The sequence below is a fragment of the Hymenobacter radiodurans genome (assembly GCF_004355185.1).
In the GTDB taxonomy this organism is placed as follows: Bacteria; Bacteroidota; Bacteroidia; order Cytophagales; family Hymenobacteraceae; genus Hymenobacter; species Hymenobacter radiodurans.
In genome coordinates, this window is the sequence record NZ_CP037922.1 from 3,240,620 (window position 1) to 3,252,243 (window position 11,624).

Genomic DNA, 11,624 nt, shown 5'->3' on the forward strand with positions numbered 1-11,624 from the left:
TCAGCCACCAAATGATTCTGCCTGTCTCCCCCACCGATCTGCTGCCCAAAATTATCATGGGCGTCGACCCTGGCACCAATATTATGGGCTACGCCCTGATTGAGGTGCAGGGCCAGCGCGTGAAGGTGCTGCAATACGACGTAATTGATATGCAGAAGATGGGCTCGAATCATGCCTTGAAGCTGAAGAAAATCTTCGAGCGAATGTTGGAGCTGATTGATGAGTTCCTGCCCGATGAGCTGGCCATCGAAGCCCCATTCTACGGCGTAAATGTGCAGAGTATGCTCAAGCTGGGTCGGGCGCAGGGCATGGCCATTGCCGCCTGCCTCTCCCGCCAGATTCCGTACGTGGAGTACGCGCCCACCAAAGTAAAACAGTCGGTAACGGGTACGGGCACAGCCACAAAAGAGCAGGTGGCCCACATGCTGCGCCAAACGCTGACGCTGCCTCCCATTGCGGAAGCCTCCAAGTTTCTGGACGCCACCGACGCGCTGGCTGTCGCGCTTTGCCACCACTATCAGAAAGGCAACAACTTGAAAGCGGGGGGCAAAAGCTGGGGCAAGTTCTTGGCCGACAACCCCGACAAGTTGGCCACGGTAGCCCGCAAGAAGCCGGCAGCCAAAACCAAGTAGCTCAGCTTATTACATCTATGAAGCGTCAGCCTGTTCGTTCCACCTCCCTCAAAGCCATTGGCTACGACCCAGCTACTCTGACACTGGAAATTGAGTATCGCAACGGTCGACTGGTGCGCTACACGGGCGCCAGCACAGCGGTATATCAGGCGCTACTGACGGTGCCGGGCAAAGCGCTTTTTGTGGAACAGGTGGTGGAGAAAAGCGGCTACACCCGCGAGCAAGTGAAGTAAGCTCAGGCTTAGCCTATCTCAATCTCGCCCTTCAAATACGTCACGGCATAGCCGCTGATGAGCACCCGGTCGCCGCGCAGCTCGCACCACAGGTCGCCGCCGCGGGGCGATACTTGCCGGGCGCGCAGTTCGGTTTTGCCCAGCTTATCGGCCCAGTACGGGATAAGCGTGGTGTGGGCCGAGCCTGTCACCGGATCTTCGGGAACGCCCACGCGGGGACCAAAAAAGCGCGAGACAAAGTCAATGTCGCCACTGCCGGGCGCCGTCACGATAATAGCCCGGTATGGCACTTCTGCCAAATGCGCTTGGTTGGGATGAATAGCGCGTATTTCCGCTTCGGAGTTAAACAAAGCCACCAGATCAGGGCCAGCCAGCAGCTTGAGAGGTGTGGCACCCAGCCCGTCAATCAGGCCATCGGGCGCGGTGGCTAACGGCTGGGGCGGACGGCTGGGAAAGTCTAGCGTGAGGCGGCCGTTGTCCTGTAGACTGACGTGCAAGGGTCCACTTTTGGAGTGAAACGTGATTTCCTGGCCCTTAAAATTCAGGTGGCGTAGCAGCACGTGGGCCGACGCCAGCGTGGCGTGTCCGCACAGCTCGACCTCCACCGCCGGCGTAAACCAGCGAATTTCGAAGTGGCCTTCCGCCCCTGCCCGGGGGACAAAAAAAGCCGTTTCGGCGAGGTTGTTTTCCGCCGCAATGGCCTGCATAGTATCGGCGGACAGCCACTCCGTAAGCGGACACACGGCGGCCGGATTGCCAGCGAAGATGCGGTCAGTGAAAGCGTCTATTTGGTAGAGAGGCAGCAACATAGCAGATAGTGGGGGGCAAAAGTGGGGAACGCATACGCCGCTGAGCGAATAGCACAAATCAAAAGTAGAAGGAATGGCCAGCTTAGAAAAAAATTCGTAAAATTAGGTACGTGGGCCTGCGCCTACCTGAAAGTGCTTCTTCACGAAGCTGAACAGTACTTACGCACTACTATTCAGTTCCCGTTGGGCTCCAGCGCCGCCCTTATCCTACTCTGCTTATTCCCCGGCATGCTACACGAACAACTATTCTGTTTTCGCCATGAAAAACGTGCTACTAGTCCTGGTCTTGTTGGCGTTTACGCCATCTCTATTAGCTCAGATATCCCCTAACAGCTTCGCTGTCACCTCGCTTGGTCCGGCTGCCCAGCGCAATCCATCGGTGCTCCGGCGCATTCTCCCCAATGGGCAAACGCAGGTAGTAGGTACGCTAGGAGCGTCCGATGGTACAACTATCTTCGACGCACTCGGCCACAACTCGACTGACCCGAGCAGCGCTTTTGCCATGAACGCGATTCTGGCAACACCGCTTTCGGCTCCCAGTTTGTATCGCATTGACCTTGAAAGCGGCCTTACAACTACCCTGGGGGCATTTCCGGTCCACCAACTTCTTCTTTCCTAGATCAAGCAGCGACACTAAACTTCATCGGGGCTGGGGGCGACAATGCCAATTATTTCGTGGCTGGCTTAGTAGTCACCATCCGGCCCGTGATAACTATTTTCCCCCCTTCCGTTCGCTTTGTGGTTGATAATCCACGCTTGTATGTAGGGGAGATAAATCTCAATGGCGCCGATCTGACCGAGCCTGTTTGGCGCCGAGCCGATATAAGTGACCCCGCCACGGCCGCCATCATAGAGAACTACGTGGAGGCCATCAACGATAATATTACGAACCCAGACCTCAGTGGAGGCCCCGGGACTGGGTATTTGTGCGGGAAAATGGGCAGCCAACATTGAAAAGCTACCTCGGTGTGGAAGGCCAGTTTCTGACGGTCAGCAACATACGTAGCTCGCCGGTGGTACGCGTAACCACGCCTACTGTACCGCTTCCCGTTCGGGCGGAGCTCGGCGCCATGTTCTCGGGCGAAAACAACACACTTTTCGCTATCAACACGGATGGCGGACCGAACGCCGGTGAAATGTATCAGGTTGATGCGACCACCGGGAACTACCTAAATGTAACGCTCAACTCCGGCTTAGGCTTGTTTCGCGGCGACGCCAGCACGCTGTTGGCTAATCGCCCCTTGCCCGTCACGCTTACCAACTTTGACGCGCGCCCCGAACGCGCCAGCGTAGCGTTGCGCTGGGCCACGGCCACCGAAATCGGCACCGATAATTTCCGCGTGGAGCGCAGCACCGACAACGGCCAAGCTTGGGCAGCCATCGGCTCGGTAAAAGCCGCAAACGCCCCCCAGGGCCGCACCTACTCCTTCGTGGATGAAGCCCCGCAAACGGGCCCGAATTATTACCGGCTCGCCATTGTAGACCTCGATGGCAGCATCGCATTCTCGCCCATCAAGTCAGTCGATTTTCAGCCGGCGCAGCAGGCTATCAGCGTTTATCCTAATCCGGCCCAAGATCAATTTGCCGTAGAGCTGCCGCAATTAGCCGCGCCCGGTAGCACCCTACAAGTACAGAACAGCCTGGGTCAGCAAGTCTGGACGCAATCCTTGGAAGGGCAACGCACCGTGCGCGTAAACACCCACAACTGGGCCGCGGGCGTCTACCACATCAAGGTTTCAACCACCGGACGATCCGAAATGCAGAAGCTGGTCATTCAACCATAAAAAAAGCCCCCAAAACGCTTGGGGGCTTTTTTTATAGAAATTAGGTCCAGTACAGCACAGGGGCGTGTGGAAAGCGCTGCTGCCATTCCTGGTAAAAGAACTGCTTAAGCGTGCGCATGTCCTCGGGTTGATACACATATTTCACGCCCCCAAATTTGTTGCGCTTCTGGGCGCGCGTGCTCTCATCCAAGTCCAACGACATATTCGGGTACCATTGCTGGAGCACATCCTTGGAGCCGGGCGTAAAGCGGTGACTGATAAACTCAGCGGTAAGGTCGCAGTCAAAATCGAGCGTAGCGGCCAGGCGGTCGAGCAGGTGGCGGTAATGGTCGCGCCAATCAGGAATAGGCATAATGGGCGCCACTACGGCCCCTACGCGGTAGCCGCCGCCACCCTGCTCGGGTGGCAAGGCCAGCTGACGCAATGCCTGCAAACGCGCTTCCAAAGAAGCCGTGCCGCCCTCTAAGCGGCGCGTTACGGGCTCCGCATTCAGGCTAATGCGGGCGCGCACTTGCCCGTTGTGAGGCAAATCCAGCAACGATTCAACCTGGTCATACTTGGTCACGAAACGAAGCTGCGCCCCCTCACGGGTACCGAAGTAGCGAATACACTCGGCTAAGCTGCCGGTCAGATGCTCAATGCCCAGCACATCGGTGTAGCAGCTCACCTCGAAGGTTGTGAGCTTGCCGGCCTGCTCATACTGAGCCGTGTTTTGCAGCATCTGCGGCAGATTGGCGTAGGCCCGCACCACCGGCGGACCTTGCAGACTACCAGCCAGATAGCAGTACTGGCAGTGCGCCGGGCAGCCTTCGGCAAGGTTCATCTGCCAGTCGGCGGAAGGCGGAATGGGCTGGAGACGGAAGGCGCTCGGGGGGCTTTTACCACGGCCAAGGTATTCTTGGCGTTGCGGTAGGTTTCGCGCTCATCGGCACCGCGCAGGCCAGTCAGGCGGTTGCTTTTCAGAATTTCGATGGGCAGACCGGCGGCGCTGATACGCTCGTACATCTGCTGGCCAAACTTTTCTTCTAGCGCGTCGGGGGTAAAGAGCACGCGCTTGGGCAGCCACACCCGCGCCGAACGCGTGAGAATAGCAGGCTGCGAAGTGGGTGTTTCGGTGAGTACAGGTAAGGAGTCGAACAAGGTAAGCTGGGGGCATTTTCGAGCATCAGGAGCTGGTTTTAGCTTGCTCTTGACAACGTTTCTTGGGCCGTTTTAGGTCCTTCAAGGGTGAATTAAGCAACTATCCAACCTACTTGTTCGCGGTTGTTTATCAGCCACTTACAACATTATCTTTTGGCCGCGGTTGATTATTTTTTACATTACCTGTGATGGTCACGATATTCCGCAGCGTATGCGTCTTACTGCTGAGCTGCTGGGCTCTGAGCTCCTGCGAGAAAAGCACAGACCCGGCCGCCGTCATGCCATCTACTCAAAACCCGTTGGTTGCATTTCAGATGCGCAACGGGGTAACCCCCGAATTTTTCACTTATAACCCGCGCCGCATTCCGCGCTACGTTTCCAAGCGTGGCAGCGCTATTGAGCTTGGGGCCGAAGCGTTTGTAACGCTGGGCGGGCTACAGCTTTCCGACGCACCGGTGCGCCTGGAGTTTCGGGAGGTGCTGGACAAAAAAGATATGCTGCTCAGTGGCATTCCCAGCGGCACCGATGAGCTTATTCTGGAGTCTGGGGGGCAATTTTACCTGCAAGCCACCCAGGATAACCGCGCACTGGAGCTTGTTCCGCGAGTTCGTATCGGGCTGGCCAGTCGTAGTCCGGCCCGGCTGAGCCGGCTGACGGATATGCGGTTGTTTTCAGTAAAGGGGCCGCTCCTCCCCGATCCATTTACCTGGCAGCTATCCACCGACCAGCAATCGACTGTGCAATTGGGTATACGACTGACGCCTGATTCGCCCGATTATCTGCTGGCCGTGCTCAACCATGAGCTGTTTAATCAAAGTATGGGCTGGGTGAGCTACCAGCGCCAACTCTACACCGGCACGGCCACTACCACGCTTCAAGTGACCGTGGATGCCGCCGCTCAAGACCCACAACAGACGTTGGTTTACCTGGTTTTCGCCGATTATAATGCTGTAGCGCAGTTCCATGCTACCGGCCCGAATAGCTTCAGCCTAGCCAACGTCCCGACGGGTACGGAAGCTACGGTGGTGGTATTGCGGGGCGCGGGGGGCAAATTCTACTTGGGTCAGCAAACCGTCATTATCCAGGCAGGGCAGCGCTTTAGTCCTGTTCTCACGGAGATGAGCGAAACATCGGTAGTAGCCGAGCTGAGCAAGTTTTAGGGCTGGTTTTCTGCTGCCTTAGTGGCTACCACCGAGTACATCATGGGCAGCTTATCCGCTAGGTGCTGGATACGATACTTGCGCTCGGCTACCTCTTCCATGTGCGCAAAGCAGTTGTAAGGCGAATAATCGTACTCAGCGAAGTGCTTAATAGCAAAACCGTTGTGCAATAAGCTACCTAATACTTCGCCCAAGTCGTGATTCCAGGAAACGGAGGTTTGCTCCAGCGGCGCGGCGCGGTCGGCGTAGGTACCAGTTTCGACTTCCGTGATGGTTTCCCGGTTGAAGTACGAGTACTGCACGCGGGTAAAATCGTTGTCGAACATCCACACCACCGGATGAAACTCGACCAGCACTAATTTGCCTCCCGGCTTCAGAAAATGGCTAACCACGCCGGCCCAGCGCTCCAGATCGGGTAGCCAGCCTAGCACGCCGTACGTAGTAAAAACGAAATCAAACTGCCCTTCCAAGTTATTTGGCAGCTCGTACACGTCGCTGCACACAAACTCGGCCGGCAACGCCAGCTGCGCCGCAAGCTCACGAGCTTTAGCAATGGCTTGGTCGGCCAAATCGACGCCGGTTACGTGGGCACCCAAGCGGCTCAGCGACAGCGAATCTTGCCCGAAATGACATTGCAGGTGCAGAATTGATTTACCCCGCACATCACCCAACAAACCTAATTCTACGTCGTTCAACGACGATTTGCCCCCCAGAAAACTCTCCACATCATAAAACTCGGACTGCACGTGGTAGTCGGTTTTTGCGTTCCAAAGCTGGCGGTTCAGCTCGGTATAGTTTGCGGGCGTTTCCATGATTTCGCTGTTGTTTGATCAGTTTTATCGTAATGGTAGAAATTCGACCGTCATGCAGAGGCGGAGCATCTCGCTCGTGGTAGTGAGAGTATTACTCCCGTGTCAGCACGCGAGATGCTTCGCTGTCGCTCTGCATTACGACCATGTAAATAGTCGCCTAATTTTTACTTCTAAGGTCTAAATATTACATGAAAGCCTTATTACTCATTGATGTTCAGAATGATTTTGTGCCCGGTGGCGCGCTGGCAGTGCCTGAAGGCGACGAAATCGTGGCGCTATTGAATCGGCTCCAACCCCATTTCGAGCTAGTAGTAGCCACGCAGGACTGGCACCCCGCCAACCATAAAAGTTTTGCCGCGAACCATGCAGGCCGCCAGCCTTTTGAGGAAACCGAGTTGCATGGGCTGGCGCAAGTGCTGTGGCCTGCGCACTGCGTGCAGAGTACGCCCGGCGCCGAGTTGCACCCCGAGCTTCACACGAATCAGGTTGAGGCTATTTTCCGCAAAGGCACCGACCCGGAGATTGACAGCTACAGCGGATTTTACGACAACGGCCACCGCAAAGCTACCGGCCTGGCCGCCTACCTGTTTGGGCGCGGTATCACCTCAGTATATGTGGCCGGCTTGGCTGCCGACTACTGCGTGTATTTCACCGCGAAAGACGCACTGCAGGAAGGATTTGAGACGTTTTTGATAGAAGATGCCACGCGCCCGATAAATCAGGAGGGTTGTGAGCGAGCTAAAGCCGACCTGGAAAATCTGGGGGGCAAAATTATCAGCAGCACCGAGGTATTCTCACTCCAAAATGCCCCCCAGCCCGCCCAAGCATGACCGACGCCGACGCCCCACTCATTCTGACCCTAGCGCTCGATGCCGAGTCGTTTGCTTTCTTCAACGGCTTGCGCCAACAGCATTTCCCGCCCGAACGCAACTTTCTGGCGGCCCACGTCACGCTGTTTCACCACCTGCCCGGCGCCCGGCGCTCCGATTTACAAGCGCAACTAGCCACCCTGTGCCGGCAACACGCCCCGCTAACGTTGCAGGTTACGGGCCTGCGGTTCATGGGCCGCGGCGTAGCTTATGCACTTGAAAATGATGCCCTGCAGGCTTTACACCGCGAGTTGCAGCTAACGTGGCAGCCCGCCCTCACGCCCCAAGATCAGCAGAAGCTGCGGCCCCACGTAACGGTGCAGAATAAAGTAGACCCGGCGCAGGCGCGTGCCCTGTACGAACAGCTCAAAGCCGACTTTGTGCCTTTTGAGGCTACGGGCACGGGTTTGCAGCTGTGGGCGTATCGGGGCGGGCCTTGGGAGGCTATTCAAACCTTTGATTTTCAGCAACCCTAGGTTGCCATTCAGCTTTGCCGCCACTTGGCGCCAGCCTCCTGATTATGAAAGACATGACCTGGGAAATATCCTTTCAATGGCGCGAGATCCTGACCACGCTGGGTATTGTGGCGGGCGGCCTCGCGGGTGGACTCATCTTAAAGTATCTGTTCTTTGGGGTGCTGAACAGGTACGCTAAGCGGCCCGATACTCCGCTACTTATTCGGTCTATTGTCAGGCATCTAAACCAGCCGAGCGCCTTCTTTTTCCCGGTGTTGGTGCTCTCGTTTATGCTGCCGTTGGTGCCGCTCACGGCCCGCCCCTTCGAAGTGCTGCGCCGGGTGGTGGAAACCAGCCTTATTGCTTCCTTCGCCTGGGGCCTAGTGAAGACCGTAAATGTGGTAGAGGACCTGGTGCTGCAGCATTATCGTCTCGACGAAGAGAATAATTTTCGGGTGCGCAAGCTCTTTACCCAGCTTCAGTTTGTGCGGAAGGTAGTAGTGTCGCTCATCGTGTTTGTGGCCGTGGCACTGGTGCTGATGAGCTTTGCCACGGTTCGCAGAATCGGGACGGGCCTGCTGACTTCGGCGGGCATTGCCAGCCTTATTGTCGGCTTTGCGGCCCAGCGCTCCATCAGCAACTTGCTGGCTGGCTTTCAGTTAGCCTTTACCCAGCCTATCCGCCTTGACGATGTGCTGGTGGTGGAAGGCGAATGGGGCAAGGTGGAGGAAATCACGTTTACCTATGTGGTGGTGCGCATCTGGGACGAGCGCCGGTTGGTGCTGCCACTCACGTATTTCATTGAGAAACCCTTCCAAAACTGGACCCGCAACACCTCGCAGCTCATCGGCACCGTGTTCGTCTACACCGATTACAGCATTCCCGTGGATGCGGTGCGTGAAGAGCTGAAGCGAATTGTGACGGATCATCCCTCTGGGACAAGCGCGTGTGCGTGTTGCAGGTCACCGATTCCAAGGAGCGCACCATGGAGCTGCGGGCATTGGTCAGCGCCGGCGACGCCGGCCGTGCCTTCGATCTGCGCTGCCATGTCCGGGAAAAGCTGGTAGCCTTCATTCAGCAGAACTATCCCGGCTCTCTGCCCAAAACCCGCTCCGTAGTCGATACCGATGATCGGTTGCTGTCCACTGCTTCCGGTATCTCAAGCGAGAATGCTTAGAAAAAGCCCCCAGCCTTCGCACAAAGCATTTGAGCAATCTAAAATTCAATCAAAAGGCACTCTTAGCTGGCAGTCTGCTACTTTTCTTTTCTTCCCTCGTACGCTGTGAGGACGATCATTTTATACCGATGAACATAGATACTTCTTCCTCCGACCCCACCACCGATGTTGTGCTGATTGGGGCCGGCATTATGAGTGCTACTCTGGGCATTATGCTCAAGGAGCTGGATCCGAACCTTACGATAACCGTCATTGAGCGCCTTGACGTAGCCGCCGCCGAAAGCTCCGACGCGTGGAATAATGCTGGCACCGGCCACTCAGCCTTTTGCGAGCTGAACTACACGCCCCAGCGCGCCGATGGCTCCGTAGACATTAGCAAGGCCATCGGCATCGCCGAGTCGTTTGAGGTGTCGAAGCAATTCTGGGCCTTTCTGGCCGAGCAATACCACGTTGAAGGCATCCAACGATTCATTAATCATATCCCGCACATGAGCTTTGTGTGGGGTAATGAAAACGTGGATTTTCTGCGCAAGCGCCACGCGGCGCTGGTGCAGTCGCCACTGTTTCAGGGCATGGAATATTCCGAAGACCCGGACCAGCTCCGCGAGTGGATGCCCTTGGTGATGGAAGGCCGCGACCCCAGCCAGAAAGTAGCCGCCACCCGCATGGACCTAGGCACCGACGTAAACTTTGGCTCCCTCACTCGCGGCATGTTCACGCTCATGCAGGAGAAGCCGGGCGTTGCGTTCCACTTTGGCCACGAGGTAGATAAGATACGGCGCAAGGACGACGGCACGTGGCGGGTGAGGGCCCAAAATCGTGCTACCGGCGAAAAGCTAAAGCTCCGCGCCAAATTCGTGTTTATTGGGGCGGGCGGCGGCTCTTTGCCCCTACTACTAGCCTCGGGCATTCCAGAGAGCAAAGGCTTTGGCGGTTTCCCCGTGAGTGGGCAGTGGCTGAAGTGCGTGAACCCGGCTGTAATAGAGCAGCATCAGGCCAAAGTGTACGGCAAAGCCAGCGTCGGCTCGCCGCCCATGTCGGTACCTCACCTCGATACGCGCGTGATCAACGGGCAGCGTGAGCTGCTGTTTGGCCCGTATGCGGGCTTCAGCACCAAGTTTCTGAAGTTTGGCTCCTTCCTCGACTTGCCGGGCTCCATCAAGGCCACCAACCTGAAGCCTATGCTCATCGCGGGGGCCAAAAATCTGCCTCTCACCCGCTACCTAATCAACCAGGTACGGCAGTCGCCGCAGGACCGGCTGGCAGCGCTGCGCGAGTATTTGCCCACCGCTCGGAATGAAGACTGGAAGCTGGAAATAGCGGGGCAGCGCGTGCAGGTTATCAAAAAGGACGAGAAGCAGGGCGGCGTGCTGGAGTTCGGCACTGAGATGGTAAGCGCCGCTGACGGCTCCATTGCGGCTTTGCTGGGCGCATCGCCCGGCGCCTCTACGGCCGTCAGCATTATGATCAGCCTGATTCAAAAGTGCTTCCCCGCGCAGGCTACCTCGCCGGAGTGGCAGGCACGGTTCCGCGAGATGATTCCCACCTTCGGGCAGTCGTTGGCCGACAACCCGGAGCTAGTAGAGCAAACCCGTACCCATACCAGCGCCGTGCTGGAGTTGAGCGTAGATGCTCCGCTCGGCAGCAAATAAGTTGCTGCGCCCCAAAAAAGCCCCCAGTCTCGGCTGGGGGCTTTTTTGGGGCGCAGCCGAACGAATATGCGCAGGTTTTGGTATCTCTGATAGCTTAGCTTCAGTGCTGCCGGATGCGCAGGTATGGGCCCTGGTTTTTCCTGATTAGGAAGCTAAGCAAGCAGAACCGTACATTAGTTTTCTTTTTTGCGAACTCCATCTACGCTTAGTAGTTGACAGTTCTCAAGTGCCCACCTGTGCTTCCCACCTACCCGGAGTTTTTCTGATGATTAAGCTTGAATATTTTACCCCCGCCGATTTCAAACAACTCATTCAGTGGATTGATAATGAGCAGCTTCTCAAAGAATGGAGCGGCTCCCTGTTTTCGTTTCCCCTCACCAAAGCGAGTCTCACCTGGTACATCGAAGGTGCCAATGACCTGACCGACCCGGATGCGTTTATCTACAAGGCTATCGACACCGACACCGGCGAAACCGTGGGGCATATTTCCTTGGGAAGCTTCAGCGAGACGAACAAAGCCGCCCGCATCACACGCGTACTCATTGGCAACACCGCTGCCCGCGGCCGCGGCTACTGCCAAGGCATGGTTAAGGCCGTGCTGCGCATCGGTTTCGAGGAGTTGGGCCTGCACCGCATCAGCTTGGGTGTGTACGATTTCAATGAAGCGGCCATTGGCTGCTACAAGAAAGCCGGCCTCAAAACCGAAGGCATTATGCGCGATGTTGTGCGCTACAAGGACGGCTACTGGTCACTAGTAGAAATGGCCATGCTGGAAGACGAGTGGCGGCTGGCTAATGAGCCTGTCGAAGTCGAGGCTATACGTACGACAGCCACCAGTACGAGTGCCGCTGCTTGAAGCCCTGATACCACCGGCACGGCAGATACAGTAGCAGCACCACTA

General features: G+C 56.7%; 15 protein-coding genes. 11 read left to right on the plus strand and 4 right to left on the minus strand.

The window, feature by feature from the left end:
• Positions 1–11: 11 nt before the first annotated feature.
• Together ruvC and EPD59_RS14850 are read left to right on the plus strand one after the other, a co-directional pair.
• Positions 12–632: a crossover junction endodeoxyribonuclease RuvC gene (ruvC, locus tag EPD59_RS14845; protein WP_133273466.1), complete on the plus strand. Its 621-nt coding sequence runs from the start codon at positions 12–14 to the stop codon at positions 630–632.
• 17 nt (positions 633–649) lie between these two features.
• Positions 650–865 carry a KTSC domain-containing protein gene (locus EPD59_RS14850; RefSeq protein WP_133273467.1) on the plus strand — a complete coding sequence of 72 codons (216 nt, stop codon included), beginning with the start codon at positions 650–652 and terminating at the stop codon, positions 863–865.
• A gap of 8 nt (positions 866–873) precedes the next feature.
• Here the strand turns inward: EPD59_RS14850 and EPD59_RS14855 are convergent, their stop codons facing one another.
• Entirely contained in the window at positions 874–1,674 is an 801-nt protein-coding gene (locus EPD59_RS14855; protein ID WP_133273468.1) for a PhzF family phenazine biosynthesis protein, read from the minus strand.
• Between the two features lie 259 nt (positions 1,675–1,933).
• Here EPD59_RS14855 and EPD59_RS14860 point away from each other — a divergent pair, with 259 nt between their 5' ends.
• From EPD59_RS14860 to EPD59_RS14870, 3 genes are read left to right on the plus strand one after another with little or no spacing between them, the layout of a single operon-like run.
• Positions 1,934–2,293: a hypothetical protein gene (locus EPD59_RS14860; protein WP_133273469.1), complete on the plus strand. Its 360-nt coding sequence runs from the start codon at positions 1,934–1,936 to the stop codon at positions 2,291–2,293.
• Positions 2,294–2,349: 56 nt separating this feature from the next.
• Positions 2,350–2,628: a hypothetical protein gene (locus EPD59_RS14865; RefSeq protein WP_133273470.1), complete on the plus strand. Its 279-nt coding sequence runs from the start codon at positions 2,350–2,352 to the stop codon at positions 2,626–2,628.
• Positions 2,625–3,458: a T9SS type A sorting domain-containing protein gene (locus EPD59_RS14870; protein WP_133273471.1), complete on the plus strand. Its 834-nt coding sequence runs from the start codon at positions 2,625–2,627 to the stop codon at positions 3,456–3,458. Before EPD59_RS14865 ends, EPD59_RS14870 begins: the two co-directional genes overlap by 4 nt.
• 40 nt (positions 3,459–3,498) lie before the next feature.
• Here EPD59_RS14870 and EPD59_RS14875 read toward each other — a convergent pair whose 3' ends face one another.
• Both EPD59_RS14875 and EPD59_RS22720 read right to left on the minus strand, forming a co-directional pair.
• Positions 3,499–4,281 (minus strand): spore photoproduct lyase family protein, encoded by a 783-nt coding sequence (locus tag EPD59_RS14875; protein ID WP_240731435.1) that lies wholly within the window; start codon positions 4,279–4,281, stop codon positions 3,499–3,501.
• Complete coding sequence (locus EPD59_RS22720) at positions 4,278–4,598, minus strand: spore photoproduct lyase family protein (protein WP_240731436.1); 321 nt, start codon at positions 4,596–4,598, stop codon at positions 4,278–4,280. Before EPD59_RS22720 ends, EPD59_RS14875 begins: the two co-directional genes overlap by 4 nt.
• A 278-nt stretch (positions 4,599–4,876) precedes the next feature.
• Here EPD59_RS22720 and EPD59_RS14880 point away from each other — a divergent pair, with 278 nt between their 5' ends.
• A complete protein-coding gene (locus EPD59_RS14880; RefSeq protein ID WP_133273472.1) occupies positions 4,877–5,758 on the plus strand; it encodes a hypothetical protein in 882 nt (293 codons plus the stop codon).
• Here the strand turns inward: EPD59_RS14880 and EPD59_RS14885 are convergent.
• Positions 5,755–6,570 (minus strand): class I SAM-dependent methyltransferase, encoded by an 816-nt coding sequence (locus EPD59_RS14885; RefSeq protein WP_133273473.1) that lies wholly within the window; start codon positions 6,568–6,570, stop codon positions 5,755–5,757. The two genes, EPD59_RS14880 and EPD59_RS14885, sit on opposite strands and share 4 nt — an antisense overlap.
• A 188-nt stretch (positions 6,571–6,758) precedes the next feature.
• Here EPD59_RS14885 and pncA point away from each other — a divergent pair, with 188 nt between their 5' ends.
• The 5 genes from pncA to EPD59_RS14910 all read left to right on the plus strand — a co-directional run bounded on the left by pncA (position 6,759) and on the right by EPD59_RS14910 (position 11,579).
• A complete protein-coding gene (pncA, locus tag EPD59_RS14890; protein ID WP_133273474.1) occupies positions 6,759–7,400 on the plus strand; it encodes a bifunctional nicotinamidase/pyrazinamidase in 642 nt (213 codons plus the stop codon).
• Positions 7,397–7,915 (plus strand): 2'-5' RNA ligase family protein, encoded by a 519-nt coding sequence (locus EPD59_RS14895; RefSeq protein ID WP_133273475.1) that lies wholly within the window; start codon positions 7,397–7,399, stop codon positions 7,913–7,915. Before pncA ends, EPD59_RS14895 begins: the two co-directional genes overlap by 4 nt.
• A 44-nt stretch (positions 7,916–7,959) precedes the next feature.
• A complete protein-coding gene (locus tag EPD59_RS14900) occupies positions 7,960–8,961 on the plus strand; it encodes a mechanosensitive ion channel family protein (RefSeq protein WP_240731437.1) in 1,002 nt (333 codons plus the stop codon).
• A gap of 238 nt (positions 8,962–9,199) precedes the next feature.
• Positions 9,200–10,723, plus strand: a complete 1,524-nt coding sequence (locus EPD59_RS14905; protein ID WP_133273476.1) for a malate:quinone oxidoreductase — start codon at positions 9,200–9,202, stop codon at positions 10,721–10,723.
• Positions 10,724–10,988: 265 nt separating this feature from the next.
• On the plus strand, positions 10,989–11,579 hold the full coding sequence (locus EPD59_RS14910) for a GNAT family N-acetyltransferase (protein ID WP_133273477.1): 591 nt from the start codon (positions 10,989–10,991) through the stop codon (positions 11,577–11,579).
• Positions 11,580–11,624 lie beyond the last annotated feature (45 nt).